27 protein-coding genes are annotated in these 26,790 nt (G+C 63.5%); 12 read left to right on the top strand and 15 right to left on the bottom strand.

The window, feature by feature from the left end:
- The 6 genes from ACLL97_RS02710 to ACLL97_RS02685 form a co-directional block, all read left to right on the top strand.
- A partial coding sequence (locus ACLL97_RS02710) for a DEAD/DEAH box helicase (RefSeq protein WP_411278937.1) occupies window positions 1-2,808 on the top strand: 2,808 nt, incomplete at its 5' end.
- 83 nt (window positions 2,809-2,891) lie between these two features.
- Window positions 2,892-3,122 (top strand): twin-arginine translocation signal domain-containing protein, encoded by a 231-nt coding sequence (locus ACLL97_RS02705; protein ID WP_411278936.1) that lies wholly within the window; start codon window positions 2,892-2,894, stop codon window positions 3,120-3,122.
- Between the two features lie 65 nt (window positions 3,123-3,187).
- Window positions 3,188-4,255 carry a TldD/PmbA family protein gene (locus ACLL97_RS02700; protein WP_411278935.1) on the top strand — a complete coding sequence of 356 codons (1,068 nt, stop codon included), beginning with the start codon at window positions 3,188-3,190 and terminating at the stop codon, window positions 4,253-4,255.
- Window positions 4,255-5,004, top strand: coding sequence for a hypothetical protein (locus ACLL97_RS02695; RefSeq protein ID WP_411278934.1), 750 nt, complete (start codon window positions 4,255-4,257; stop codon window positions 5,002-5,004). The genes ACLL97_RS02700 and ACLL97_RS02695 overlap by 1 nt, the downstream gene beginning before the upstream one ends.
- A gap of 238 nt (window positions 5,005-5,242) precedes the next feature.
- Window positions 5,243-5,608 carry an HPF/RaiA family ribosome-associated protein gene (locus ACLL97_RS02690; protein ID WP_411278933.1) on the top strand — a complete coding sequence of 122 codons (366 nt, stop codon included), beginning with the start codon at window positions 5,243-5,245 and terminating at the stop codon, window positions 5,606-5,608.
- Complete coding sequence (locus ACLL97_RS02685; RefSeq protein WP_411278932.1) at window positions 5,605-6,768, top strand: hypothetical protein; 1,164 nt, start codon at window positions 5,605-5,607, stop codon at window positions 6,766-6,768. The genes ACLL97_RS02690 and ACLL97_RS02685 overlap by 4 nt, the downstream gene beginning before the upstream one ends.
- Window positions 6,769-6,929: 161 nt before the next feature.
- Here the strand turns inward: ACLL97_RS02685 and ACLL97_RS02680 are convergent, their stop codons facing one another.
- From ACLL97_RS02680 to mnmG, 10 genes are all read right to left on the bottom strand, one after another.
- Window positions 6,930-7,604, bottom strand: coding sequence for an OmpA family protein (locus tag ACLL97_RS02680; protein ID WP_411278931.1), 675 nt, complete (start codon window positions 7,602-7,604; stop codon window positions 6,930-6,932).
- A 44-nt stretch (window positions 7,605-7,648) separates the two neighbouring features.
- On the bottom strand, window positions 7,649-8,575 hold the full coding sequence (locus ACLL97_RS02675; protein ID WP_411278930.1) for an ABC transporter permease: 927 nt from the start codon (window positions 8,573-8,575) through the stop codon (window positions 7,649-7,651).
- Entirely contained in the window at window positions 8,572-9,618 is a 1,047-nt protein-coding gene (locus ACLL97_RS02670; protein WP_411278929.1) for an ABC transporter permease, read from the bottom strand. The genes ACLL97_RS02675 and ACLL97_RS02670 overlap by 4 nt, the downstream gene beginning before the upstream one ends.
- Window positions 9,615-11,126 carry an ABC transporter ATP-binding protein gene (locus ACLL97_RS02665; protein ID WP_411278928.1) on the bottom strand — a complete coding sequence of 504 codons (1,512 nt, stop codon included), beginning with the start codon at window positions 11,124-11,126 and terminating at the stop codon, window positions 9,615-9,617. The genes ACLL97_RS02670 and ACLL97_RS02665 overlap by 4 nt, the downstream gene beginning before the upstream one ends.
- Entirely contained in the window at window positions 11,123-11,959 is an 837-nt protein-coding gene (locus ACLL97_RS02660) for a Nif3-like dinuclear metal center hexameric protein (protein ID WP_411278927.1), read from the bottom strand. Before ACLL97_RS02660 ends, ACLL97_RS02665 begins: the two co-directional genes overlap by 4 nt.
- A 3-nt stretch (window positions 11,960-11,962) precedes the next feature.
- Window positions 11,963-13,018 carry a BMP family protein gene (locus ACLL97_RS02655; protein WP_411278926.1) on the bottom strand — a complete coding sequence of 352 codons (1,056 nt, stop codon included), beginning with the start codon at window positions 13,016-13,018 and terminating at the stop codon, window positions 11,963-11,965.
- Window positions 13,019-13,137: 119 nt separating this feature from the next.
- On the bottom strand, window positions 13,138-14,118 hold the full coding sequence (locus ACLL97_RS02650; RefSeq protein ID WP_411278925.1) for a ParB/RepB/Spo0J family partition protein: 981 nt from the start codon (window positions 14,116-14,118) through the stop codon (window positions 13,138-13,140).
- A 33-nt stretch (window positions 14,119-14,151) separates the two neighbouring features.
- Window positions 14,152-14,946 (bottom strand): ParA family protein, encoded by a 795-nt coding sequence (locus ACLL97_RS02645; RefSeq protein ID WP_411278924.1) that lies wholly within the window; start codon window positions 14,944-14,946, stop codon window positions 14,152-14,154.
- A gap of 379 nt (window positions 14,947-15,325) precedes the next feature.
- Window positions 15,326-16,084, bottom strand: a complete 759-nt coding sequence (locus ACLL97_RS02640) for an SIMPL domain-containing protein (protein WP_411278923.1) — start codon at window positions 16,082-16,084, stop codon at window positions 15,326-15,328.
- Window positions 16,085-16,551: 467 nt separating this feature from the next.
- Window positions 16,552-18,468, bottom strand: a complete 1,917-nt coding sequence (gene mnmG, locus ACLL97_RS02635) for a tRNA uridine-5-carboxymethylaminomethyl(34) synthesis enzyme MnmG (RefSeq protein ID WP_411278939.1) — start codon at window positions 18,466-18,468, stop codon at window positions 16,552-16,554.
- A 245-nt stretch (window positions 18,469-18,713) separates the two neighbouring features.
- Here mnmG and ACLL97_RS02630 point away from each other — a divergent pair, with 245 nt between their 5' ends.
- Window positions 18,714-19,004, top strand: a complete 291-nt coding sequence (locus ACLL97_RS02630) for a hypothetical protein (protein WP_411278922.1) — start codon at window positions 18,714-18,716, stop codon at window positions 19,002-19,004.
- Window positions 19,005-19,402: 398 nt separating this feature from the next.
- Here ACLL97_RS02630 and ACLL97_RS02625 read toward each other — a convergent pair whose 3' ends face one another.
- Window positions 19,403-20,422: a YheT family hydrolase gene (locus ACLL97_RS02625; protein WP_411278921.1), complete on the bottom strand. Its 1,020-nt coding sequence runs from the start codon at window positions 20,420-20,422 to the stop codon at window positions 19,403-19,405.
- Window positions 20,423-20,478: 56 nt separating this feature from the next.
- On the opposite strand from ACLL97_RS02625, the gene ACLL97_RS02620 reads away from it, so the two are divergent.
- Together ACLL97_RS02620 and ACLL97_RS02615 are read left to right on the top strand one after the other, a co-directional pair.
- The gene (locus tag ACLL97_RS02620; protein WP_411278938.1) at window positions 20,479-21,723 is read left to right on the top strand and encodes a dicarboxylate/amino acid:cation symporter; all 1,245 of its coding nucleotides are present in this window, start codon (window positions 20,479-20,481) and stop codon (window positions 21,721-21,723) included.
- A gap of 61 nt (window positions 21,724-21,784) precedes the next feature.
- A complete protein-coding gene (locus ACLL97_RS02615; RefSeq protein ID WP_411278920.1) occupies window positions 21,785-22,153 on the top strand; it encodes an arsenate reductase family protein in 369 nt (122 codons plus the stop codon).
- A 9-nt stretch (window positions 22,154-22,162) separates the two neighbouring features.
- On the opposite strand, the gene ACLL97_RS02610 is transcribed toward ACLL97_RS02615, so the two are convergent.
- The 3 genes from ACLL97_RS02610 to ACLL97_RS02600 are packed head-to-tail and all read right to left on the bottom strand — an operon-like array spanning window position 22,163 to window position 23,424.
- A complete protein-coding gene (locus ACLL97_RS02610) occupies window positions 22,163-22,750 on the bottom strand; it encodes a hypothetical protein (RefSeq protein WP_411278919.1) in 588 nt (195 codons plus the stop codon).
- A gap of 39 nt (window positions 22,751-22,789) precedes the next feature.
- Entirely contained in the window at window positions 22,790-22,954 is a 165-nt protein-coding gene (locus tag ACLL97_RS02605; protein ID WP_411278918.1) for a hypothetical protein, read from the bottom strand.
- Entirely contained in the window at window positions 22,951-23,424 is a 474-nt protein-coding gene (locus ACLL97_RS02600; RefSeq protein ID WP_411278917.1) for a hypothetical protein, read from the bottom strand. The genes ACLL97_RS02605 and ACLL97_RS02600 overlap by 4 nt, the downstream gene beginning before the upstream one ends.
- A gap of 185 nt (window positions 23,425-23,609) precedes the next feature.
- Between ACLL97_RS02600 and ACLL97_RS02595 the strand changes: the two genes are divergently transcribed.
- The 3 genes from ACLL97_RS02595 to ACLL97_RS02585 all read left to right on the top strand — a co-directional run bounded on the left by ACLL97_RS02595 (window position 23,610) and on the right by ACLL97_RS02585 (window position 26,217).
- Window positions 23,610-24,350 (top strand): LuxR C-terminal-related transcriptional regulator, encoded by a 741-nt coding sequence (locus tag ACLL97_RS02595; protein WP_411278916.1) that lies wholly within the window; start codon window positions 23,610-23,612, stop codon window positions 24,348-24,350.
- Between the two features lie 125 nt (window positions 24,351-24,475).
- Entirely contained in the window at window positions 24,476-24,868 is a 393-nt protein-coding gene (locus tag ACLL97_RS02590) for a BON domain-containing protein (protein ID WP_411278915.1), read from the top strand.
- 47 nt (window positions 24,869-24,915) lie between these two features.
- Entirely contained in the window at window positions 24,916-26,217 is a 1,302-nt protein-coding gene (locus ACLL97_RS02585; protein WP_411278914.1) for a universal stress protein, read from the top strand.
- A 195-nt stretch (window positions 26,218-26,412) separates the two neighbouring features.
- Here the strand turns inward: ACLL97_RS02585 and ACLL97_RS02580 are convergent.
- The coding region (locus ACLL97_RS02580; protein WP_411278913.1) for a CHRD domain-containing protein at window positions 26,413-26,790 on the bottom strand (378 nt) is incomplete at its 5' end.

The following is a 26,790-nucleotide window of genomic DNA, read 5'->3' as shown; positions in this document are numbered from 1 at the left end:
GCCACATCACTCCCCGCCCATCGGCGTATCGTGTATCTCGTGCATCTCACCGAGAGCGCACAGCACCGTGGCGTGCGAGTGGAGATCACAACGCAGCGCCGTGATCGCGACAGCGTGTGGGAAGTACCGAAGCACTTTCAGTACTCCATCGACGCGTGGTGCAATGCCCCCGAGCCGGTCGATCGTCAGATCGCCGAAATGCTGCTGGGCAGTTCCGACGCGCAGGGCATCGCCACGATGCCAACGGGTGGATTCATCGTGCGTCCGCGTGCCTATCGCACCACGTTGCGCATGATCTGCGACACGGGCCGCGCGCGATTGCGCAGTAATCGCCCGTCGCTCGACTCGCGCATGATTTCATGGGACGACGGCACGCCATGGCAGGTCGCCATGCGTCTCGATCGGCCAACGCCCGACCAGTACCAGTTGGAAGGCGAGCTGCTGCGCGACGACACCGTGCGCCCGCTCAGCGACGCGAACTGGATTCATGAGTCGGGACTCGTACTTTTCGGCGAATCGCTGATGCGTCTGGACAGCGATCAGGTGTGGCCGCTGGTCCAGAAGTTGTGGACGGCGGGCGAGTTCGAATTGGGCGATGATCCGTCGGCGTTTTTGGCGGAGTACCATGCGCTACCCAACATGCCGCGACTCTCGTTGCCGGCCGGTGAGATGCACATCGAGAGCGACGTCGCACCGGTTCCGATGGTGCGCGTCACCAGTGGGGCGGGCTCTTGGCGCACGTCGCCATCGTGGCTCACGCTACGCTTCCGCTACGGTTCGGAATTCGTGGACGCCGCGTCGACGGCGTCCACCTGCTTCGATCGGAAGACGCGCACGTTGTATCGTCGTCGCGCGGCGGCCGAGCGGAACGCGATGACACGGCTGCGGGCGCTTGGCGCGCAGGAGATGTATTCGTACGCCGAAAGCCGTATGTCGCTCGTGGTACAGCCGCACACGTTGCCGCGACTCATTTCAACGCTCGTTCGCGATGGATGGCTGATCGAGTCCGACGGGGCCACGTTCGTGGCCCCGAGTCCGTTGCAGGTGCGTGTGAGTTCCGGGATCGACTGGTTCGATCTCACCGGCACGCTGCGTTACGGCGACCACGAGCTCACGCTGTCGCAGTTGCTCACGGCGATGGATGAAGGCAACGAGCTGATCGAGTTCGGCAACGGCGTGGTGGGGTTTCTCCCCGAAGAATCACTCGACGAATTGCGGGCCCTGCTGGCGATCGGCGTGCGTCGAGGCGACGGAATCCGTTTTCGGTCGTCGCAGCTCGCGTTGCTCGACGTGCTGCTGGCGGCGTTGCCCGATGTCGACGTCGACGAAACCCTCGCGTCGGGCCGCGCGGAATTGAAGAAGTTTCAGGGGATCAATGCGATCCCTGTGCCCCGTGGCTTCGTGGGCACGCTGCGCGGCTATCAGGAAGAAGGGTTGTCGTGGTTCGGCTTTCTGCGTCGCTTCGCCTTGGGTGGCTGCCTGGCCGACGACATGGGTTTGGGCAAGACGATTCAGGTGCTCGCCATGCTCGAAGCGCGTCGCGAAGCAGGCGCTGGTAGGTCGCTGTTGGTGGTTCCTCGCTCGCTCGTGTTCAACTGGGTGCGTGAGGCGTCGCGCTTCACGCCGCAGCTCAAAGTGCACGATCTCAGTCATGCGGAGCGGTCGGTCGAGGATCTGGACACCGTCGATGCGCATCTGGCGATCACCACGTACGGCACGTTGCGTCGCGATATCGCGCGACTTGGCTCGCGTCGATTCGACTACGTGATTCTCGATGAAGCGCAGGCGATCAAGAACGCTGGTACGGCCACGGCGAAGGCCTGTCGGTTGCTGCAAGCGGATCATCGTCTTGCGTTGAGCGGTACGCCGATCGAGAATCGTATCGAGGAACTCTGGAGTCTGTTCGAGTTCCTCAATCCCGGCATGTTGGGGGCGGCGACGACGTTCAGTTCGGCGACTCGCACGCTGGCGGCGCTGCGCCCGGGCATGCCGGCCGGCACCGGCGTGTCGGCGCAGGAGCTGTTGTCGCGTGCCTTGCGTCCGGTAGTGTTGCGTCGTACCAAGTCGATGGTCGCGAAGGAACTGCCGGCGCGTATCGAGCAGACGATTGAAGTGGAGCTGGAACCCAAGCAACGCGCGTTCTACGAGCAGCTGCGGAGTCAGTATGCCACCAGCCTCCTCGATCGTGTGGAGCGGGACGGTATTGGCAAGTCGCGCATGCACATTCTCGAAGCGCTGCTGCGGTTGCGTCAGGCAGCTTGTCATCCAGCGCTGGTCGATCCGACCAAGGCCTCGCTGCCGTCGGCCAAACTCGACGCGGTCGTGCCAGCGTTGCAGGAGATCGCCGCCGAGGGCAACAAGGTGCTGGTGTTCTCGCAGTTCACGAGTTTCCTGTCGCTGCTGCGGGCGCGCCTCGATGCGCTCGGAGTACCGTACGAGTATCTCGACGGACGCACGCGTGATCGACAGGCGCGTGTGGACCGGTTCCAGTCGGCCGATGGACCGCCGTTGTTTCTCATCAGCCTCAAGGCCGGCGGACACGGGCTCAATCTGACGGCTGCCGAGTACGTGTACCTGCTCGATCCGTGGTGGAATCCGGCGGTGGAGGCGCAGGCAATCGACCGGGCCCACCGCATCGGACAGACGAGTCAAGTGATCGCGACGCGCGTGGTTGCGCGGGACACGATCGAGTCAAAGATCCTCGAGCTGCAGGCCAGCAAGCGGGCGTTGGCTGACGCGATCCTCAGCGAAGACAAGGGCGGGTTGGCGGGGGTTGGGCGGGACGAGCTGCAGCTGCTGCTTGGATAACTGCAGAGTATGGAGTCGGGAGTACGGGGTATGGAGCGCGTCCATACGCCGACTCCCGACTCTCGATTCCATACCTCGTCGTCATGACGTCTCGTCGTGACTTCGTGAAGCAGGGAGGCGCCGCCTTGGGCGCGTTGTTGCTTGCCGGCAGCTCGCTGGCTGCCATCCCCCGATTGCTGGGCGCCTCGCCGGCGCCGGATCCGCGCGCTGGTCGATGGTACTTGGGGATTTGCCGACACGCGGGTGCCTACCAACGATGGCGCGGCGTTGGATGGGACGTGGAAGGGTGCGTATGTGCAGGACCCGTACGATAGTTCGGTGGAGCAGAAGCCCGACCTACTGCTCAAGGCCAACGCCGCCGCGATGAAGACTGAAGAATGTGAAGTACGTGTTCAGCGGCTTCTGCTTCGTCAAGAACGAGCGCAACTACGCGAACACCGATGGCTCGTGCACGCAGCAGGACACGGTGCGTTCGTGGCTCACGATGCAGATTACGGCGGTAGCGGCCGACTTCTCAGACTTCCAGAATCGTTCCAACATGATGCAGCCCATGGCTCGTGGCTGGGGGTATGTGTTGGCGTCTGATCTGGTGGGCAACGCACCGAAGTGGGGCGTGGAAGCAGCGGCCAAGCTCACCGCGAAGCCGGCGGATGTGGGGCGCTACGACCTCGTGCTCGACCCGGCGAATCTGTGGCTCACGATTCACGAGAGCATCGGACATCCCACGGAGCGCGATCGCGCGATGGGCTACCAGGCGAACTGCGCCGGTACCAGTTTCGTGGCGCCGCCGGAGATGATGTTGGGCAGGATCAACTACGGTCCGAACATCATGCACAGGCAGGGCGACCGCACGCAGAAGGGTGGTCTTTCCACGATTGGGTGGGACGATGACGGCGTGAAGCCCGATGAATTCCTGATCGTGAAGAACGCGATATTCAACGACGATCAGACCACGCGAGAACAAGCGCCGTGGCTGCGCTGGTGGTCCGGCACGAACGGTCGGCCGGTGCGCTCGCACGGCTGCTCGTATGCGCAGGGTTGGGACAACGTGCAGTTCCAGCGCATGCCGAATCTGTCGTGGCTGCCGGGTGAGCAGAAGCAGTCGATGAACGATATCGTGGCGGCCACCGATCGCGGCATTCTCATTCAGGGCGACGGCAGTTTCTCGATCGATCAGCAGCGGTACAACGCGCAATTCGGCGGCCAGTCGTTCCACGAGATCATGGGCGGTATGATCGTAGGCGTGCTGAGGGAGGTGGCGTATCAGATCCGCACACCGGACGTCTGGAACTCGATGGACATGATCGGCGGCAAGGCGAACGATGTCCTCCGCGACAGCGTCGTTGACGGCAAGGGACAGCCGCCTCAGGTGAACGCGGTGAGCCATGGATCGCCGCCGGCGCGCTTCAAGAACGTCAAGGTGATCAACACCGGGAGGAAGGCCTGATGCGTGAACGCGGAAGTGCAAACGACGCGATGCTCACGCGCGAGCAGGCCCAGGCCATTGTCGAGAAGGCGGTGAAGATGTCGAAGGTCGATGCCGTCGACGGGCAGGTGAATACCTACAGCGAAGGCAACATCCGCTTCGCCGACAACCAAGTGTCCACCGCCGGTACGACCACCGATGCGCAGCCTGGCACTCAGCGAGCGTTCGGTCCCAAGCACGCGGTGGTCACCACCAACGATCTCTCGGATGAGGCGATCAAGCGTGCGACGAAGCAGAGTGAACGACTGGCTCGACTGGCGAGACTGGCCCCGGACGACCCGGAGGCGATGGCGCAGTTGGGGGCGCAGCCATACGCACCGGTGAGTTCGTACTTCGAATCGTCGTCGGCGATCACGGCCGGCGCGCTGGCGATCGGCAACAGCACCGGCATGTTCGCGTATCATCGCAGTACGAACGTGAACGACACACTCACGGCGCGCCCGATCGACGGAACCGGATCGGGGTGGGCCGCCGCCGATCACGCCGATTGGGCGCCGATCGATACGCATCGTGTTGCGGAGACCGCAGTACAGAACGCACGCCTGTCGCCGAAGTTCATCGTGCGCGAGCCGGGGCGATACACCGTGATTCTTGAGCCTCAGGCTTCCACGTCGAGGTCGGTGCGGTCGTGGTGCAATTCCTCGGCGCGATGTCCACGCGGCTGTCGATGGAGAGCACGACTACATGCACGGTTTTCGCACGAGCCATGACAGCGGCCTCATCAGTGACCAGATTGCGGCGCTGTGCACGGAGCAGCGTCGGCGCGATGCACCGGCCAATGGCGGCACAGCGCAGCCGTATGGAAAGTGGGCATATGCTGGAGCTTCCTGGGGGACTTCGGGGTATAACGCAAACCTTTGCTAGTCAGTGTACGCCCGACGTGGCCGAGCCGCTGGTTCGGCACGCGGCGTGCACTCCTCAATGGTTTCCCCCTGACAGCGAGAGGACATGCTCATTCAGCTGAACACGGACAATCATGTGGATGGCCGGGACGAGGCGATGCGTGAGGTCGAAACGGACCTCCTGCGCACGTTGGCCCGCTTTTCGAGCCAGATCACCCGGATCGAAGTCCACTTCCGTGATACGAACGCCGGGAAGTCCGGTTCGTCCGACAAGGAGTGCACCCTCGAGGCGCGCGTGTCCGGACAGGACCCGATGGCCGTGACCAACGCGGCGGCCACGCTCTCAGCGGCGTTCCACGGAGCTCGCGACAAGCTCGTGCGCGTGCTCGACAAGCGACTGGCGAAGCTGCGTCCGCCCAAAGGCATCGATCCCTACGAACGTCCTGCCGTCGACCACGGGATGCCACTATGACGATGACGACGCCAACCGTTGAGCACTTCCCGGAGCTGCTTCTGGATCGGACCGGTCCGTGCGTGTCCATCTACCTTCCCACGGGCCGACGCTTTCCCGAGTCGCAGCAGGATGTCGTACGTTTCCGTAATCTGCTGCGGCACGCCGAATCCTCGTTGGCCAATGAAATGAGCCCCGACCAGCTGACAGCATTCACCGCACCGTTGCACGAGCTGGCGGAAAGCGATCGGTTCTGGTCGCATGCACTCGATGGGCTCGCCGTGTTTTTGCACGCCGACTTTTACAAGGTCTACAAGCTCCAGCGCGCGGTACCGGAGCGTGCTGTCGTTGCCGACTCGTTTCACATCAAACCACTGCTGCGTGTCATGCAGTCGGCCGATCGATTTCAGCTGCTCGCAATCACGCGTGATCATGTGCGACTCTTTCAGGGGAACCGCGACGCGGTCGATGAGATCGTGTTGCACGCGAGCGTTCCGCGCACGCTGACCGACGCGTTGGGTGACGAAGTGACCGATGCGCACACGGCCTTGAACTCTGTCGGTCAGCTGGGCCATGGGGGTGCACACATCGCCATGCACGCAGGCTCTGGTTCGCGCAAAGATGAAATCGACAAGGATACCGAGCGATTCTTCCGTGTGGTGGACCGGGCAATTGTCGAGCATCATGCGAAGCACTCGGGGATGCCAATGGTACTGGCCGCGCTGCCTGAACATCACGCGGTCTTTCGCGGTGTGAGCCACAATGCGTTGCTGCTGCCCGATGCGATCGCCGGCAATCCAGACGCGTTCTCACCCGAGGAACTGCGTCAGAAAGCGTGGGAGATTGTGGAGCCGCGCTACACAGCACGGCTCCAGGGCTACATGGATGAATACGGCGCCGCTCTTCCGCGTGGGCTCGCATCGGAATCGCTCTCCGACGTCGCCATGGCCGCCCTTGGTGGACGGGTGCGCGCGCTACTGGTCGACGAAGATCGCGTGGTGCCAGGTCGCGTGGACCGTACCACCGCGCAGGTATCTCACGGTGAGCTGGATGATCCGCATGTGGACGACATTCTCGACGATCTCGCCGAGATCGTGCTGCGTATGGGTGGTGACGTCGTGATGGTGCCGCGTGACCGCATGCCGTCGATCACCGGGATCGCGGCGATCTATCGGTTTTAGTACCGCAACGACAACAGCCGGAACACGGAGTTCACGGATGAACGGACACGCACCGGATAAGCGAAGCTGCGCGGCTTCTGTTATCCGGTGCGTGTCCGACGATCCGTCCTTGCCCTGTTCCAGCTAGTGCCTTTTGCTGATGTTGCCGTCGTGCTGACTGTTTAGTTCGACCCTTTCTTGAGCTCGGCCTTGTACGCGTCGCTGGCGTAGATCGCGACTTCCACGCGTCGATTCTTTTCGTCGACGGCGTTGGCGATGGGCTCCATCTCGCCGCGACCCGACGTACGAAGGCGATCGCGCGCGATTCCCTGTGATACGAGGTAGTCGGCGGTCGCGCGGGCGCGACGTTCGGAGAGCGACTGATTGTAGCGGTCTTCGCCGACCGAGTCGGTGTGACCCACGATCAGCAGATCAGACTTCGGATACTCCGTGAGGCTCTGGGCGAGGCTCCGCAGATTACTGGCCGCTTCACTGCGGATCTTGTCGCTGTCGAAGTCGAACAGGAGACCGCTTGCGAACGTGACCTGAATGCCTTCACCCACACGTTCCACGCTGGCGCCGGCAACCTGTTGCTCGATCTTCTTGGCCTGCTGGTCCATCTGGTGGCCGATCACCGCGCCGATCGCACCGCCTACCGCCGCGCCAAGAATTGCGCCCTTGGCCGTGGAGCCGTTGTTGCGGCCGATCACCCCGCCCGCCACGCCACCGGCCGTTGCACCGATCACGGCACCCGTTTCCTTCTTATTCAGGCTAGCGCAACCGCTCACGGTCGAGCTGGCCATAATCGCAAGCAACAGCAGGCGCGTATTCACGCGGCCGGTTCGTTGGGTCGTCATGCGTGTCCCCTTGTCGAATGTGTACCGCTAGGGAATGGCACACTTCATACCACGCGCCGAGTCGCGCGTGTTCCGGTGACCGCCAGCACCATGAGGGTGAGCAGGTAGGGCACCGCGAGGAACAGCTGGTACGGAATTCCTGTCCAGCCCATCGATTGAAAGAGCGTCTGGAGTGACGTCGCCGCACCGAACAACAGGGCGGCCGCCGCCACCCCAAGCGGGCGCCACCGTCCCAACACCACGATGGCAATAGCGATAAAGCCGCGTCCGGCTGACATCCCTTCCACGAAGGTCCCCGCCTGCGCCAGCACCAACGTGGCACCGGCCAGACCGGCCATGGCACCGGCAAAGAGTACGGCCATCAGCTGAGTCCGCCGTGGAGAAATACCCGCCGCGATGGCTGCTTCGGGATATTCACCAACCGCCCGCAGCGCCAGCCCTGCATGGGTTCGCTGCATCCACCACGCCAGCACGGGCGCGATCAGGTACAGCGCGTACGTCGCAAGTGGCTGGGCAAAGAAGGCGTGACCGATCACGGGCAGCGACGAGAGGAACGGCAGCGCATGGGTGGCCGCGGTGGGCGTGGTGAGCGCTACGCCGCCGGAGCCGTACACCGTTCGATAGACCGTACCCGTGAGGCCAAGCGCAAAGAGGGTGATCGCCGTGCCGGTGATGATCTGGTCGGCGCGCAGCCCCACCGCAAAGAGCGCAAACAGCGCCGACACCAAGAGCCCCGCCCCGGCCCCGGCGGCGAATCCACCACCCACGCCAATCGCCCCGGCGGCAATCGTTGCACTGAGTGCCCCCGCAATGATCGAGCCCTCGAGCCCGATGTTGATTACGCCGGCCCGCTCGCTCACACTCTCGCCCAGTGCCGCATATGCCAGCGGCGTGGCGGTGCGCACCGTGGCCTCCAGTAGGCCCGCACCAACGGCCAGGGCGCCCACACCGACGGTCATGTCCTGTATCATGTCCCCGTCTCGTCCGCGCGTGATGGACGCCAGCGGTCGGCGGCCAAGACCAGCAGAATCAGCAGCGCCTCCACGACTGAGACGACCACACTTGGTACGCCGGCATCGCGCTGCATCGCGTTGGCGCCGGCTTCGAGCGCGCCGAACAGCAGCGCCGTGGCTAGCACGCCCAGCGGATGCAGTCGTGCCAACAACGCAACCGCGATCGCCGTGTATCCGTAGCCCGGTGAAAAGTTCTCGTACAGCGCGTACGTGATGCCCGTGTACTCCACCGATCCCGCCAACCCCGCGAGCACGCCACTCACGAGAAATGCGCCGAACATCGTGCGCGGCACATCGATACCACCAGCACTTGCCGCGGCCGTTGGCGTCGCCCCCACCGCTCGCAAGCGGAATCCACTCGCCGTGCTGCGCAGCCACCACCAGACCGCGATCGCGACCATCACCACCAACAGCACACCAGCGTGCAGACGTGTGCCGTCGAGTAACACCGGCATCTGGAGCTCGGGCACGAGTGTCGCCGACTGCGGATTCACCCGAGTCGGTTCCTGCAGCGGACCGCGAACCAGCCATCCCGTGAGATACTGCGCGAGAAAATTCAGCATGATCGTGCTGATTACCTCCAGCACGCCGAATCGCAATCGTAACGCTCCCGCGATCGCGGCCCACGCACCACCCGCCATCGCGCCGGCCACCAACATCACGGGAATACCGATAAACCACGGCCCGCCCACGAGTGTACCACTGATTGCCGTGGCCGCCGCTGCACCGACCAGCAGCTGTCCTTCGGCGCCGATGTTGAGAATGCCCGCGCGGAACGCTACTGACACGGCGAGTCCCGCCAGCGCCAATGGGACCATGCGAACAATCGTGGCCGAGGTGATCGCGTAGTACGACCCCAACGCCCCGCGTACCATCGCCGATAAGGCGGGAACGACGTCGTGTCCGGTGGCGATCAACAGGACGGCCAGCATGGCGATCGCTATGGCGAGCAACGCGAGGACTCGTACCGTCGTGGCGGCGAAGGCGCGCCGTGTCATCATGCGTCGGCTTCCAACGCCGCACCGCCGTCACCGTTCAGCATGGCGCGTCCAAGTACGTCGCGGTGCTTCACACTCTCCACGAGGGTGCCGTCGTGCATCGCGAAGACACGATCGGCCAACAGCATCACTTCATCGAGGTCACTGCTGTAAACTACCACCGCCATCCCAGCATCGCGTGCCGCGCGGAGCGCTTGATGCACCGCGTCGGTGGCCACGAAGTCGAGTCCGCGCGACGGATTCTCGACCACCAGCGCCGCGCGTGCGGCCTCGAGTTCACGGCCCAGCACGAGCTTTTGCTGGTTGCCGCCGGAGAGTGTTCTCGCGTGCACGTCGGTGCCCGAGGCGCGCACATCGAATCGCTGTAGCAAGGCCGACGTGCGAGCGCGGAAGCCGTTCCAGTCAACTACACCACGGCGCGCACCAGCTCCTTGGAGCGCCGTGTTTTCGAACAGCGGCGCGTCAAGTAACAGTGCATCGCGATGCCGATCCTCGGGAACGAACCCGACACTCCCGGGAATGGTGCAGGTGCCGGATGTCGGCGTCAGACGTCCCGACAGCACGCGCAGCAGTTCATGCTGTCCCGCCCCTTCCACGGCGCCGATGCCGACGATCTCACCCGCGCGCACCTGCAGCGTGGCCGACCGCACGCGATCCACACCGCTGGCATCGCGCACCGTGACAGCGTGGAGCGCGAGCACTGGCGGCCCCGATGCCGCACCGGATGGATCGTTCACCACGTCGTTCACCACGTCGTTCACCACGTCGTTCGCGGAGGGCGCACGGGCACCGCCAAGCATGGCCGCGGCCACGCTCGCCTGATCCGTGTCGCGTGCCGCGGTGGTGAGCACGGTTCGTCCACGGTGTAGCACGGTGATGTCATCAGCGACCGCGAGCGCGTCGCGTAGCTTGTGCGTAATCAGCACGACCGCGTTGCCGGCGTCGGCGTATCCGCGCATCCAGCGCAGTATCTCGACCGCTTCGGCGGGGGCCAGCACCGCCGTGGGTTCATCGAGAATGAGTAACGTCACGTCGCGCGCGAGTGCCTTCACGATTTCGCATCGCTGCTGCGCGCCCACGGGCAGCTCCTGCACACGAGCGTGAGGATCGAGCACCAGTCCCGCGTTACCGGCGACGTCGCGCACGCGATCGGCTGCGCGCTGCGGATCGAACGCACCACGTCCGCCGAGTGCGATGTTCTCCGCCACGGTCATCGTGGGCACCAGCGTGAAATGCTGGTGCACCATCCCGATGCCGAGGGCGAGTGCTTCCGACGGTGATCGCACGGTGATCGCCGCGCCGTGCCACCGCATCACGCCTTGCTGTGCGCGCAGTAATCCGAACACCACGCGCATCAGGGTCGTCTTGCCCGCACCATTCTCGCCCAGCAGTGCATGCACGCTGCCGGTACGGACCTGCAGCGACGCGCTTTCCAGCGCGCGCACGCGACCAAACGCGTGCGTGATCCCGTCGAGCGAGAGCAGCACTGCTCCCGTCGGCGCCGTTGTCACGATCCCGTTGGGAGATGCAGGAATGTCCAGGGGAGCCCGAAGCGCGCTTGGAGAAAGGCACCGAGCGCTTGCACGCCAAGCGTCTCTGTGGCGTAGTGCCCGGCGTACACTACGCAGAGGTCGTGCTCCATCGCATCGACGGTCGTGTGGTGCGGCCCCTCACCCACGATCAACGTGTCGACGCCGCGATCCCGCGCTTCACGTAGCGACTCCGACGACGCACCGCCACCGGTGCAGATCGCCCATCGACGCGTGCGTCGGCCCCGCGCCGGAATTGAGGTGCGGACGCTACCGCCATAGCGGGCCGAAAAGGCTTCAACGCGATTCACCAGTTCGTCGGTGGCGTCGTCGGCGGTTCCTGTCAGCCCGATGTCGACCGACTTGAAACGCGCGAAGCCACCATCCGGTGTGAGCCCGAGCGCCTGCGCCAACCGCGCGTTGTTGCCATGCTGGACGTGCAGATCCAATGGCAGATGCGACGAATACACGGCCAGACCGCTGGCGAGCATCGAGCGATACTTCTCGTATTGCACCCCGACCAGCGGCTGCACTCCACTCCAGAACAGACCATGATGCACGATCAGCAGGTCGGCGCCGGAGATCACCGCTTCGGTGATCGCCGCCCGCGAGGCATCGACGGCCACCGCCACCCGATGTACCGCGCCGGAGTTCGCCACCTGCAGGCCGTTCACCGCGCCCGGATAATCGGGGATCTCCTTGGTGCGCAGTTCGGCGTCAAGCGCCGACACGATGTCCCGCAGCGGCACCGACGGCTCGCTGCCGCCGTTCCCGCTGGCCGAGGCGAGAATGCGATCTGTCGATGGTGTCGACACGACTTACTTCGCCACCGGCAGCGGCAGCGGCAGCGGCTTCGGCAGCGGCTTCGGCTTCGGCCGTACTGTCGGCAGTGGCTTCGCGTCGTCCGTTCCCTGCAGCAGATCGGCGAGTCCGGTGAATGTCCCGGCTCTGAGCATCGCGCCGACAGAATCGCTGGCGGCGATCGCCGTCGCGGGTACGCGATCCCGCATGGTTGGATTCACGACCAGACGCACCACGTCGTCCTTTACGCCAAGATTGATCACGCGTCCCTTGAAGGTGCCCGCCTGCACTTCGCGCGCGACCATCAGAAACGCCTTCGGCAAATCGATAACGACGCTGGCAATAATCACGTCGGGAGCGACGCTGTTCTGATCGGCGTTGGTGCCGAAAGCGAGAATCCTTTTCTCTCGAGCGGCCTGAAACACGCCAAGCCCAGCGGCATCGGCGTTCTGCAGAATGATATCGACACCCTGGGCGATCTGGGCGAGCGCCTGTTCCTTGCCGGCGCTCACGTCCTCCCAGTTCCCGATGTACGCAGTGATGATGCTGACGCTGGGATTGACCGACTTGGCGCCGCGCTCGAAGGCCAGAAAGCTCGTCTTCACCGGCGGCAGCTCAGTTCCACCGATGAGTCCGATCTTATTCGTCTTGGTCATCGCGCCGGCGATCATGCCCGCCTGATACGACGCTTCTTCGAACGCGAAGGCGAGGCCGGCCACGTTCGGCGCCGTCACTCGGCCCGAGGTGATGGCGTAATTGGTTTTGGGATAGTTGGGCGCAACCCGGGTAGCGGCCTCCTGATACTCAAAGCCGTTGCCGATCACAAGGTCGTAACCCTGCGCGCCATACTGCCGGAAGTTTTCGTCGAACTCGGCCGGCGTTTTGGTCTGGATATGCGAGGTCTCCGCACCCAAAGAATCGCGAATGGCGAGCAGCCCTTCATGGGCGATCCCGTTCCATGACTTGTCCGAGATCGGTCCTGGGGTCAGCAGCGCCACCCGCATTTTTCTGGCGCCCGCGGAATCCGCGTTGCGACCGGCCTTTTCTCCACCGCAGGCGACGAGCAGGATCATCAAAGCACCGACGGCGACGCGAGCGAAGCGATCTATGAGCATGTTAGAATCCTTTCGGATGTTTGGGCGCCTTGATAATCCTATAGTGGCGCTGTAGTGATGCTAAAAATGCTTCTTTACTACGAATCTAGAGAAACGCCGAAGAGGTCGAGGAGTCGCTCGAGATCGTCGTTGGAGAAGAACGCGATACGGACTTCGCCTTTGTCTTTGGCTGACAGCTGAATAGACACGCCTGTCTGGAGTTTCCGTCTGAGGCGTTCTTCGATCTGTCGCAAGGTGGCGGCCGAGGCGCCGGCGGGGACAGCGGCGTTGGCGTCGGCCTGTTTCTTCCCGGCGGCTGGCGGCTTGGGCCGTCCGGCTTGAACGCGTCGTTCGACTTCGCGCACAGAAAGCCCGCCTTCGACGATATCGCGGGCCATGTCGACGATGCCCCGTTCGGTAGCGAGGGGGAGGAGGGCGCGAGCGTGTCCGGCGGTGAGCTGCTTCTCTTGGAGCATCCGGCGCACGGAGGCGGGGAGCTGACGGAGTCGGAGCGCGTTGGCGACAGTGGAGCGATCTTTTCCGATGACGTCGGCGACTTCTTGGTTACTGAGCTGAAATTCGTCAGCGAGCCGTTGGTAGCCGTCGGCCTCTTCGATCGGGTCGAGGTCGGCGCGCTGGAGGTTTTCGATCATCGCCAGGACGAGCAGCGTTTTGTCGTCGACCGGCTTCACAAGTGCGGGAATCTCCGTCCAGCCAAGTCGGGTGGCAGCGCGGAAGCGTCGTTCGCCGGCGATCAATTCGTAGCCGGTGCCGTTGGGGGCCGGACGCACGGTGATCGGTTGGAGTAATCCGTTCACGCGTAAACTTGCTTCAAGATCCGCCAGTTCCTCGGGCCGGAATTCCTGCCGTGGCTGATAGGGATTGGCACGGATTTGCGAGAGCTTGAGGGAGCGCAGCGGCGATTCTTCGCGGGCGATCTCAGTAGGAGCGTCCGCACGTGTTGAGGCGGACGGGCTGGTCCCGGCAGCGGCGGCTTTCGGCGAGTCGTTCGAGAGGTCACGACGCGCGAGGAGAGCGTCGAGTCCGCGTCCGAGGCGGCGAGGGGGTTCAGGCGTCATAAAATGCTACGTAAGTTCTTGCTGCAAGTAATGTTACGTGCCATCGCCCGACTTCGACGCGGCGGTCGTGCGATCGATGAGCTCTCGGGCGACGGCCATGTAGGCTTGGGCGCCAACGGAGGACACGTCATACACGATGATGGGCTTTCCGAAGCTGGGGGCTTCGGCCAAGCGGATGTTACGGGGGATGACGGTGGTGAAGACCTTGTCGCCGAAGTGTCCGCGAGCGTCGGCGGCGACTTGTCTTGAGAGATTGAGCCGGGCGTCGTACATGGTAAGCAGGACGCTATCGACTTCGAGCGCCGGGTTGAGCGAGTCTTGTACACGCTGCACGGTACCAAGCAACTGCGAGAGTCCCTCGAGCGCGTAGTACTCGCACTGGAGGGGAATGAGGATGGCGTCGGCGGCCACCAGCATGTTCAGCGTGATTAGCCCGAGAGACGGAGGGCAATCGATCAAGACGAAGTCGTAGCGATCGCGAATGGGTGCGAGCGCGTCTCGCATACGGGAGCCGCGGTTTTCGGCATCGACCAGTTCGACTTCCGCGCCGGAGAGTTCTGGCGTGGTGGGGAGGACGTCGAGGTGCCTGAACTGGACGTTGCGGATGAGGGCCTGGTCGACGGAGGCACCGCCCATCAGGACGTCGTAGCAGTCCATGGTGAAGTCGTCGCGGGAGATTCCGCAACCACTCGTGGCATTTCCCTGCGGATCCGCATCGATGAGCAGCGTGCGCTGTTCAGCGACGGCGAGGGAGGCGGCAAGGTTGACCGCGGTGGTGGTCTTACCGACTCCACCTTTCTGATTGGCTATAGCGAGGATGCGTGCCAAGAGTCGTCTGCGAGGGGGGGCGATGGGAGCGGTAGTATAGGCGCCGCACGAGTCTGAGACTATCGTGAGAGCAGACCAATCCGGGCGTTTTGGGCAGGATTTCTCACGCTTTTGGAGTTTCGCGCCTGGCGTATTTCGCTGGAGCGTTTCACGTGAAACTCAGAAGTCTCATTTCACACAGAAACTGTGCGAAAAAATGGGATCAGCACAGAGCTGAGCCACGACCGGACGCTACGAGGCGCGAGATCACGCCGTTTCACGTGGAACGGTTTCGAAGATCGACCTCGCATCACCATGAACGTGATAAAGAAGAGGGGGAGTCCTGACAGTCAGGTCTCCCCCTCTTCTTCGTCCGGCTGCAAAGACGCGAGTGGACTCGCTACTTCGTGAACCGCCAGCGCGTGGTCACGCTAACGGCGATGGTGGTCATGCCCTCACTGACCGGCGTGGGAGCCGACGCGTCAGCCGTCTCCATCTTCGCCATAGCCATGACGGCCCGCGGCTGCGGTCGCTCGTACTCGTTGATGTTGAGTTCAAGCAGTTCAGCCACTTGTCCGCCTGCGGCCTTGGCCGCGACCTCCGCCTGACGGCGGGCGCTCTCGACGGCCTTGGTGAGCGCGGTCTCCTGCGCCTTCGCCCGGTCTTTCACGAGAAAGTCGAGCCCGGCTACGCGATTGCCACCGTTGGTAAGGGCGGCATCGATAATCGGACCGGCTTGCTCGATCTTATCGGTCTCAACCTGCACGATGTTGCTGACCCGGTAGCCGTCGATCACGACGCGCTGGCTCTTCTCATCGTATCGCTGGATGGGCATCACGCTGTAATTGAGCGTCTGAATTTGCGCGGCGGGAACGCCGAGAGCGCGAATGGAGGCCAGGATCGCTGTTTGTTTTCTGTTGTTTTCCTGGGAGGCGATGGCGGCGGTTTTTGCTTGGGTTTCCATTCCGACCTGCACTTGCGCGCGATCAGGGGCGACCAGCACTTCACCGCGTCCGGTGACCACGATTTGCGGCGGCGGCTGCGGCATCGACATCTGCGCAGCGGCGCGCGTAGCGAGCGCTGGTGCGACGAGCGCGCCAAACACGAGCGCTGCGGCAGTTAGAGGGCGAACGGCCTCGATGGACAAACGATTCGTCATGGTACATCTCCTCATCTATAAAAAGGCATCTGCGATAACCTCAATTACCCCGAAGCGGACTCTTTGATCGTGTTGCCGGAACGTTCGATGGCGAACCGTACTTTCAGTTGCATGAGTCGTGAGCAAATTTCACGCCATTATCAAAGAAGTATTAAACCATCATAACGACAATTGCGACTTTCACCGCTCACTACCTTGCAAGTGTCATCGTAACTCACTGCCGCCACGTGAGATACGATACGGCTTGAGACGCGGGGTCCGGCTCCTACTCGTCGGAGACGAACGGCTGCGAGAATCTTGCACAGGCGAGCGGCACTTCTTCGCGTGCACCGCGGGGCTTTCGGCTCGCGCGGCGCCCTCGGACAGCGAGCTGATTGACGTGAAGGGCGCGAAGCACTGCAACGACCAAAATGAGCGAGGGAGGACTGGCCCCAGCGGACGGGGGCGACGAACCCCCGCTCACGCGCCTAGTCGCCTGCCGGTTTGCGACGGAGTTCCATCAGCAAGTTCTGCAGATCTGCCGGGCTGATGCCCGGGATCTGACCCGCCTGGGCCAGCGTGGCCGGGCGGATACGCGTGAGCTTCTGGCGCGCTTCGATCGAGAGCGTCAGCATCGCCGCATAGTCCAATGACTCGTGCAGCGATACCGACCCCTGCGCCTTGAGCCGGTTCGCGCGATTGCGCTCTTTCTCGAAGTAGCGCTCGTACTTGATCTCCAATTCGGCGCCGACCACGGCGTCCACCGGGAGCATGTCACCCACGCCGGCCGCGGCGAAGAGGGCTTGCAGCGACACGTCCTGACGGCGCGTGAGCTCGATCGCGCGCACCGCGTGCATCAGTGGCGCCGACCCCACCGCCAGCAACAACGGGTCCGCCACCGTGGGCGTCATGCTCGTGCGTTCGGCCAGCGTATACGCCGCACGCACGGCGCCAAGTCGCACCGACATCTCTGCCAATTCGCCCGGCGCCAATAAACCAAAACCGTCGGCAATCTCGCCTAACCGCGCTAGCGCGTTGTCCTGACGAACCGTAAGTCGGAATTCGCTACGCGAGGTGAACAGGCGGTACGGCTCGTCGACGCCGCGCGTCACCAGGTCATCGATCAGCACGCCGATGTAACTCGTCTCGCGACCGAGAATCACCGGCTCGCGTTCCTGAACCCAGCGCGCTGCATTCAGTCCGGCGATCACTCCCTGACCAGCTGCTTCCTCGTAGCCAGTGGTACCGTTCACCTGTCCGGCGAAGTAGAGACCGTGCACGGCGCGCGAGGCGAGGGTCGACGCGAGCTGCGTGGGCGGATAGTAGTCGTACTCGATCGCGTAGCCGGCGCGCGTCATGCGAACGTCTTCAAGACCACGCACACTTCGCAGCACCGAGAGCTGCACCGGCGCCGGCAACGAGGTGGAAAGGCCGTTTACGTACAACTCACTCGTGTCGTGACCTTCCGGCTCGAGAAAGAGCTGATGCTGTGCCTTGTCGGGAAACTTCACGACCTTGTCTTCGACACTCGGGCAGTAGCGCGGACCGCGTGCGGCGATCGCCCCGCCGTACATCGCCGATTCGGCGAGATGCTCGGCAATGATTGACGTGCCAGATTCGTCGAGCATCGTGAGCCAGCAGGGCATCTGCGCCGGATGCCGAGCGTGCCGAACACCGTCTACCAGCTGCCTGCGCGGTGTGGTCCAGAAATGCGACCACGAATAATCGAACTGTTCGATCTCGCTGTGTTGCAATTCGAGATCGGCGGTGCGCACACTCCGTCCATCGATGCGCGGCGGCGTGCCGGTCTTGAAGCGCTCCGTGGTGAGGCCGAGGGCGTCGAGCTGTTCGCCGAGCAACACGGACGACGCTTCGCCGGCGCGACCGCCGCTGATTTGCGTGCCGGTGCCGATGTGCATTTTGCCGCGTCCGAATGTGCCGGTGGTGAGCACCACTGCGCGCGTGCCGAAGCGACGGCCTTCAATGGTCTCCACGCCGGAGATGCGGGTACCACTCGCATCGAACAGGAGCCGCGCCACCATGCCCTGAATCGTCATCAGGTTGGGCTGTGCCTCGAGCAGCTGACGTACGGCGCGCCGATACAGTCCGCGATCACATTGCGCGCGGGGTGCCCACACAGCGGGTCCTTTACCGCGGTTCAGCATCCGGAACTGCACCGAGGCCAGATCGGTGGCCCGTGCCATGATGCCGCCCAGCGCATCGACCTCGCGCACCACCGTGCCCTTGGCAATGCCGCCGATCGCCGGATTACACGAGAGTTGTCCGATCTGCTCGAGCGCACCCGTGATCAACGCCACCGTGGCGCCTGATCGCGCCGCCGCGACCGCCGCCTCGGTGCCGGCGTGTCCCCCGCCGATGACGACGACATCGAACATTGCCTCCATCGCGGCGGCGAATGCGTGGACTCGATCGGAACTGGAGGGCGAGGGCGCAGTCATGACGCTCTAAACTAGGCGCTTCGGGGTTCTGGGTGGGACCGTCTCGGACGAAATGTCGACTCAACAGCCTGACCGCGGATTGACGCGGACACGACGCGGATCAGCAACAAACATCCCAGTTCCCTCGCGGCGGGTCCCGCTGCTATATCCCTCTCACGTCGCATCCTTCTCCCTGCCGACCACGAACGCCGATGCCGCTGATCCTCCCGAACACTGCGCCGACCCTGCTCATCCTGAAGTCGGCGTTCGAACGCGTCGAGATGACCCGTGCCCAGGTCGATGAAGCGCTGGGGCTGACACCCGATGAATTCCGGATTGAAGGATCGCTTATTGCCATCGGACCGCTGGTTGGCGAGGACACGCTCGGTGAGCTGATCGATCGCCTCGAAGCGGCGGGGCTCGTGTACTACGACGACTTCTTCGAATTGAGCGGCAACTGGCCCGAGTGGCTGCGGCTCTTCGCCATGGACGGCTCGGTCTGATTGAGCAGGCGCCGGTGGCGCTCGGCTGAGAGCCACCCGTCGCTGCGCCGGAGCACCCCCTCCCACCCGCATCCGATGCACCAGCTGCGGCGGAAGCGCTCGCCCAGCACGCGCCACCAGCCCACACGTTCGACGGCCAGCGTCTCGCTGTCGCATATCGGGCAGGCGTCGCCGTCGGGGATCATCATCACGAACGCCTTCGTCGCGAGCCAGATAAACGCGAATCGGATCGTTACGAAGAATACAATGAAAATCGCCGCGTCGGTCCAGCTCCAGCGTCCTGGCATCAGATGACCTCAGCGTCGCCGTCGATCGCTTGCACCGGTCGTCGGTGCTCCCGTGAAGCGAGCGCCTCGCGCGACGCTCCGGTTCCATGGCACGAGGTCGCTCCGTCGACTTCACGGCCCTTCGCGAGGGGCGCGAATGAACCGCTGCATCCGGGCGGCGAGAAATTCGGCGGCCCGCCACTCGCCGTAGTACCACGGATTCCACGGGCGGCGACCTGCAGTGAAGCCCACATGCCCGCCGCGCGCCGGAAATTCGACCTCGACCATCTCGTTCTCGCGGACGGCGTGTCGGACCGCATCCAGCACGTCGGACGGAAGAAACGGGTCGTCGACCGCGTTCAACAGCAGCGTCGGAATCTGAATTCGTGGCAGATACGGCAGTGAGCTGGCGCGGGCGTAGTAGTCGGCGGCATCGCGAAAGCCGTGCAGCGGCGCGGTAAAGGCGTCGTCGAACTCCCAGAGCGTACGGGCGCTCGTGACACGACGCAGCGACGCCAGCTCGGGGTGCCGGTCGATCTTGGTCAGCGCCTTCGGGATCAGCGACTTGAGAAAGAACTTTTCGTAAACGGTGCCGAATCCCCGACCGATATGCCGGGAGGCGCGGGCAAGATCGAAGGGGACCGACATGCCGACGGCGGCGACCACTTGTTCGGGCAGAACGTCGCCGTATTCGCCGAGCAGCTTGCACAGCACATTGCCGCCCAGCGACACGCCCATCAGGCCGAGGGGCGCGTCAGGAAATTCGCGGGAGATCTGCTCGACAATCCAGAGCGGGTCGGTCGTCTCGCCGGAGTGATAGCTACGGGGCAACCGATTGGGCTCGGTGCCGCAGGTCCGGAAGAGGAGCAGATCGGCCGCCCATCTCCGCTGACTGGCTTCGCGGAACATCGCGCGGGCATAGTGAGAGTGCATGCCCCCCTCGAGCCCATGAAATAGCAGGAGTCGCGGAGCCGCTGCGCCCTCGGCGCTCTCCAACCGGGCGATTTCCACAAAGTCGCCATCGGGCGTGTCGCGGCGTTCCACCCGCACCGCGAGCGAGGGCTCGCGCCGGCCGATCCGTCCCCACAGCGTGGCGCTGTGCGGATCTGGGAGCCACCAAGCTGGCCGATAGGGGCGCGGTGTAGCGGACATGGAGACAATATGTAGGGAGTTCGGCATGGTTCCTTCCCCTGTACCCCCTCCACGTGATCTCGCGCCTCCTCAGGAACCTGACTTTTCAGGTGCTCGTCGCGGTCTCCCTCGGCATTTTGCTGGGCGTCGTCGCCCCGGATACTGCCAAGTCGCTCAAGCCCCTCGGCGATACGTTCATCAATCTCGTGAAAATGGTGATCACGCCGATCATTTTCCTCACGATCGTTCACGGTATCGCGAGCATGGCGGACCTGCGCAAGCTCGGACGCGTGGGTGGGAAGGCGCTGCTGTATTTCGAGTTGGTGTCCACGCTCGCGTTGGCGATCGGTCTGATCATCGTGAACGTGACGAAGCCCGGCGCGGGACTGGATATCTCGACCATGCAGCTCGGCGACGTGAGCAAGTACACGACGGCTGGCGCGCAGCAGAGCACACTTGAATTCATGCTGCACATCGTGCCTAGCAACATCGTCGCCGCGTTCGCGAGCGGTGAGTTGCTGCCGGTCGTGTTCTTCTCCGTGCTCTTTGGCGTCGCCCTCACCGCGGTGGGCGACGCCGGCCGCGACATCGCCGATTTGCTCGTGCGCTTTCAGGCGGTGTTCTTCAAGATCGTGTCGATGGTGATGGTGCTCGCACCGATCGGCGCGTTCGGCGCGATGGCGTACACGGTTGGTGCGTTCGGACTCAGGACGCTCGTGCCGCTCGCGCGGCTGATGCTCGACGTCTATCTCACGATGGCCGTGTTCGTCTTCGTCGTGCTCGGTTTGATCTGTCGCGCGTACGGCTTCCGTATCTGGAAGTTCCTGCGCTTCATCAAGGAGGAGATCCTCTTGGTGCTCGGTACATCGAGCTCGGAAGCGGCGCTCCCGCGCATGTTGATCAAACTCGAACAGTACGGCTGCGCGAAGCCCGTGGTCGGGCTGGTGATTCCCACCGGATACTCGTTCAATCTCGACGGCACGAGTATCTATCTGTCGATGGCGACGATCTTCATCGCGCAGGTGTACAAGGTGGATCTCAGCATTACGCAGCAGCTCACGCTACTCGGCATTCTCATGCTCACCAGCAAAGGCGCCGCCGGCGTGACCGGATCGGGGTTCATCGTGCTGGCGAGTACGTTAGCGGCCACGCGCACCGTGCCGGTGGAGGGGGTCGCCCTGCTGCTTGGCGTAGACCGTTTCATGTCCGAAGCGCGGGCGATCACGAACCTGATCGGGAACGGCGTCGCCACGCTGGTGGTATCGCGCAGCGAAGGGGCGTTTGACGATGCGAAGCGCGAGGCCGCGGAAGCAACTATGTGATGACGCGGAAGCGATCGTGGCCGTTCCCACCCCTATTCAGCTTCTCCCGGAAATTCACACGATGGCAACGGCGGACGTGATCCAGATTTTCGGTACGAAAAAGAGTGCCGACACACGTAAAGCGCAGCGCTTCTTTCAGGAACGTCGCGTCAAGGTGCACTTCTGCGACCTGGCTGAACGTCCGGCGTCGATCGGTGAGCTCAAGCGGTTCACGCAGAAATTCGGCGTGGACGCAGTCATCGATCGCGCGTCGAAGCGTTTCCTCGATCTCGGCTTGCGTCAGGCGCTGTACGGCGAGGAGCGCTGGCTCAGTATTCTTGCCGATGAGCCGCTCATTCTGAAGCAGCCGCTGGTGCGTATGCAGAACAAGCTGAGCGTGGGTGTAAACGAAAAGCTGTGGACGGAGTGGCTCGCGTCACGCGGTGCGTAGGGCGCCGTGCTAGCCGACGCGGTGCACGCCGTCCCACAACGACGGTAGTGCCGCGCTCCAAGCGAGCAGGAACCGGTTCAGTCCAAAGAGGGCAGCCGTGGCGATGTGGAACGCAAGCGCCACGACCATGAGCACCAGACACGCGATGGGATCGAGCCATGCAACCGGCGCCAGACACTCGAATCCGATCACGCCGGCCGACACGATGCGCAGCGGTATGAGGTTATTCGGAACGCGCCGCGGCACCCAAACGGGTACGCCATAGGCCGGCAGCGCAAGAAACGCCGACAGGGCATGTCCGGTCCACCAGCTGCGCTCTTTTGCTTTCACGATCCCGGCTCGCACGTATGACAGGGTGAGCTGCGCGGCCACGTAGAGCACGCCGGCCTCGTGCACTGAGCTCGCTACGTTGGGGAGCTGGGCGACTGCCAGCCCGCCGAGCACGGTAAACAGCATGGCATCACTGCCGCCGTTTACATTGCCGCGAAATCGCAGCGCCGACAGCCACGAGGTGAACGCCACCGCCGCCGCGGCGATGCACCCGAGTGCCGTACCAGGCTCCGCCGTTAGAACAACGGAGCACGCAAGCTGCGCCAAGAGCACACCGGTGAATACGCGAGCACCGAGTAGGACGCATTAGCGGCCCCACGATGAGTTCAGCAACGAGGCCCGCCAGATCCCGCGCTCCGATAGCGCCTTCCGGAGGCCCAGAAGCTCGAGCGCGTTGACCGCCGCTGCGAACGCCGCCAGGCGGCACATCCACGCAACCGTGGTGCTGAGCAGTGCCGGGAGTTCGCTCACGGCGCCATCGGCGAGCGCACTCGTGTGATACTTTCACTCTCGTACACGACCTCGGTGGTGCCTGCTTCATCATCGACAAGGACCAACCGGAGCTGCCATCCATCGCCCTCGGACGCGTCTGCCTCGATATTCGCACGTTCGGTCAAGGCGCCTTCAGCGAACGCGCTTTTGGACAATGCCATAACCAGCCCGAGCGACTCGCGGCTTGCGGGCGCGTCGCTCCCCATCTCGACGAGCTCGGCGTACCATCGTTCGATCAGCGATTGAGCGGCCAGCGACTGCGTGCCCGCAGGATTGAAAAACAGATTCCACCAACGTCGTGGCGACGCATGCACGACGCCGCGCCAGGCGCCCAGCTCGCCCTTCGACGGATGTAGACGAAGCTGGAGCGTGGGCTGCATTCGAGCCACGTCGAGGAATTCCCACGATGGGAAGAGCTGACGCAGGAGCGTCGAAGAGGCAGTCGGCACGATCGGCACTGTACGTGTGGTGCGACCAATCACATCTCCGATGAAAGGCTTTTCCCGACAGCCGAAAGGGGGATCTCCCGATACCCTTACGGGTCCAGTCGACACAGACTTGGACAAAGGAGGAGGATATGCGAACGCGAGTACTGAATGTTTCGCCGCGAGCACGGACCGAAGGCGTCGCTATTGTGGAATCACCGGTCGCACTCGCTGCAGCGCTGTTGAGTGATTCGTCGCGACGACGTGGGGCCCGGTTTACCGGCGAACCGATCCGTATAGCCGTCCTCGATCGAAATCAGCTCATGCGGCAGGCGCTGACTGCGCTGCTTGCTCGCGATCCACGCATTCATTTGGTCGGCGATTCGTGTGAACTCGAGCACTGCATCAACTACGCGACCGATCGCGCAACGCAGGTAGTACTCCTCGCCGCCGAGCCGGACTCCGCCGTGGTCATTCGACAGATCACGGCGATCGCGGCGCTGCCGCTTGGGCCGCATGTCATCGTCTTGAATGGCGAGCAACGTCCCGAGAAAGTGCTGGAAGCATTTCGCGCCGGCGCCTTTGGCTATCTGCCGTGGAGTGCATCGGTCACAGATCTCATCGAAGCGATCGAGATGGTGGCCGACGGCATGAGCTACGTGCTGCCAACGACCGCGAAAGCGCTGGCCATCGGGCTGCGCGCGCCAGTGCCGCCTATAGACACTCCGGGCCGTTCGCCACTTGATGTGTTGAGTGCGCGCGAGCGAACCGTACTCGAGCGCATTGCGCGCGGCTTCAGCGGACCGGAGGTTGCCGAACAGTTGGGCATCACTGTCAAAACGGTGGATACCTACCGCCATCGCATCCACGAAAAGCTCGGCGTGCATCATCGAAGTGACTACGTCCGCATAGCCATCGAACACGATTTGCTGCTCCGCGAGCCACCGTAGTCGCCAGCGCGCTGTGGAGCATTCGCCCGACGGCCGAACGGGAGTTCGCTGACAGACGAGCCGAGGACGCAACCCGACGTTCCACGTCCGCAGTTCCATCTTTCAAAGATCTGACGGAGTACACGATGTCCACCACCATGACGCAATCGCTCGACGCACACGCCTTTCCGCCGCTGTCACCGCCACAGCTGGCAAAGCGAACGGTCTTCGACAACGGGGTCGAGGCGGAGATCGATACCATCACTGATCGACGGCGTGTACGGCGCGAGGACCATGAATTGCTCGCGGGATGTACGCGCGCGATGCGCGATGCGCCCAATGTGCCGACGGAGTGCGTGGTGGCGAGTGTGAACGACGGCAAGGTGGTGCTGAACGGACGCACGTCGTTCTACTACGAACGCGCTGCAGCGGAATGCGCGGTGCGCTTTCTCGACGGCGTGCGCAGCGTTGAGAATCACATTACGGTCCAACTGCTGGTGTCGGCCCATGACGTGCCCAACCTGAACGTCAACGCATAAACGCGTTACGCTGCGTGTCGATTTCTCTCCTCCTGTCCGGAGTTGCAATGAGTCCCAACGCGCCGAACCTTCGCCGTGCCACCGAAATTCTGAACAGCTTCGAACCGACCGTCACCCCATCGGGTCCCATTCTCGTCGCCACTGACACGTCACCGGCCTCCGATGCCGCGTTCGTCATGGCGAGCCTGCTTGCCGCGTCGGCGAACGCACCGGTGCAAGTGGTGAGCGCCCTGCGTCCGAACACGATGCCGATGTATGCATTTGATTCGTTACCGTATCCGATGCTGGCCGAACCGTATCTGGTGGAGGGACGGGAGGCGATGATTGGGCGGCAGATGGAACGGATCGCTCCATCTGCGCCAGCGTGGACGGTGCGCGTGCGCGTAGGCGAGCCGCTGCACGAGATCGTTGACGAGGCGCGGAGTATCGACGCGCGCGTGATCGTGGTAGGTCGCGGTCGACACACCGCACTCGCGCGCGCGTTTGGAGGGGAGTCGATACTCCGCCTGCTGCAGCTTGGTGATACGCCCGTGTTGGCCGTCGAGCCCGGTGTGGATGCGCTGCCGAAGAACGTGGTCATCGCCACCGACTTCAGTGCGTTCAGTCTGTACGCCGCGCAGGTCGCCGTCAGTATGATCGCGCCGGGTGCCACCGTACGGCTGGTTCACGTGGGTCCGGCCATCAGCGACGCTGATGCGACACTTCAAGCGTATGCGGACGGCTACACCAAGGAAGCCGAGAAAGGGTTCGCCCTGCTGAAGGAGCACCTCGAGCCGCGCGGCTTCATGTTGGAGACGGTGTCGCTGCACGGGAATCCATCAGACCGGCTGATCGAGTATCTCGACGCGAACAGCGCCGACCTCGTGGTAGCGGCCACCCATGGTTATGGCTTCCTGCGTCGCATGGTACTGGGTAGCGTGACGACGGAGCTGGTGCGTTCCGCGCCATGCTCGGTGTTGTGCGTACCGGGACGCGCCCGTACCATCGCCGCGGCGCGCGCCAACGCCAACGCGAAGCAACAGACGAACAGCTATGCGATCGACGTGCTTGATGCGGAGCTCAATGCGTTCACCACGCGCAACGCGGGACGTGCCTGCAGCATCGAGATGGATCGCGATGACTTTGGCGCGCAATCGCTGGGGCATGGGATGCCGCTGGTTGGTGCAACCTACGACAAGCACGATCGCAGCGTGACGCTGATGTTCGGTGCGTCAGGTCTGCTGGGCGAGCATCTCAGTCACCGCATAATCGGATGCGAATCGGTGCACACGATCGCGCATGGCGATGGTCGGGATCAGGTTATGCGTATTGTGCACGAAGGCGGGCAGACGCTGCTGCTGCTGGAGTAGCGTCGTTCTCGCAGTAAACCGGCGTCGCGTGCGAGACGCGACGATTTGCCGTAGGAGCTTGTCGTTTGGGTGTCGTGGCCAAAAAAACGCCACGGTCGCCACCGATATCACTGAAGAGACGGGTACGTGCCGAGGCGCTTTCGTGGGGACTCGTGGACGTAAACGTGTGCACCGTCCACGAGGGATGATCGGGCCTTATGCGTGTGGTGCGGAAAGAACGCCGCGGCGTCGGCGCGCCATACCGCCAACAGCGACCAACCCACTCGCCAACAGGATCACGGTGGACGGCTCGGGTACGGTGGTTACGAAGCCGCGAATCTCGCCGCCCAAAAACGAACTCGAGTGGATGTTGAAGTACGCGTTGCCGTTGCTGAAGCCCTGAAGCAGCCTCGCTTGCGCCAGTCCTATCGTGCCGCCGCTGCTTGCGATGAACGCCGGACTGTACGAAGCAGTCGCCGTCAGGTCGAGCACCAGATCGATGCTTCCCCCCGTAACGCTGAGTGGAAATCCGACGAAACTGGGCGTGGTGGTCGCGACGCCCGCCGTACCGGTCAGCGCCGTTGCGGTGCAGCA

It is taken from the genome of Gemmatimonas sp. (genome assembly GCF_046594945.1).
In the GTDB taxonomy this organism is placed as follows: Bacteria; Gemmatimonadota; Gemmatimonadetes; order Gemmatimonadales; family Gemmatimonadaceae; genus Gemmatimonas.
This window is presented reverse-complemented; position numbering and strand designations above follow the sequence as displayed.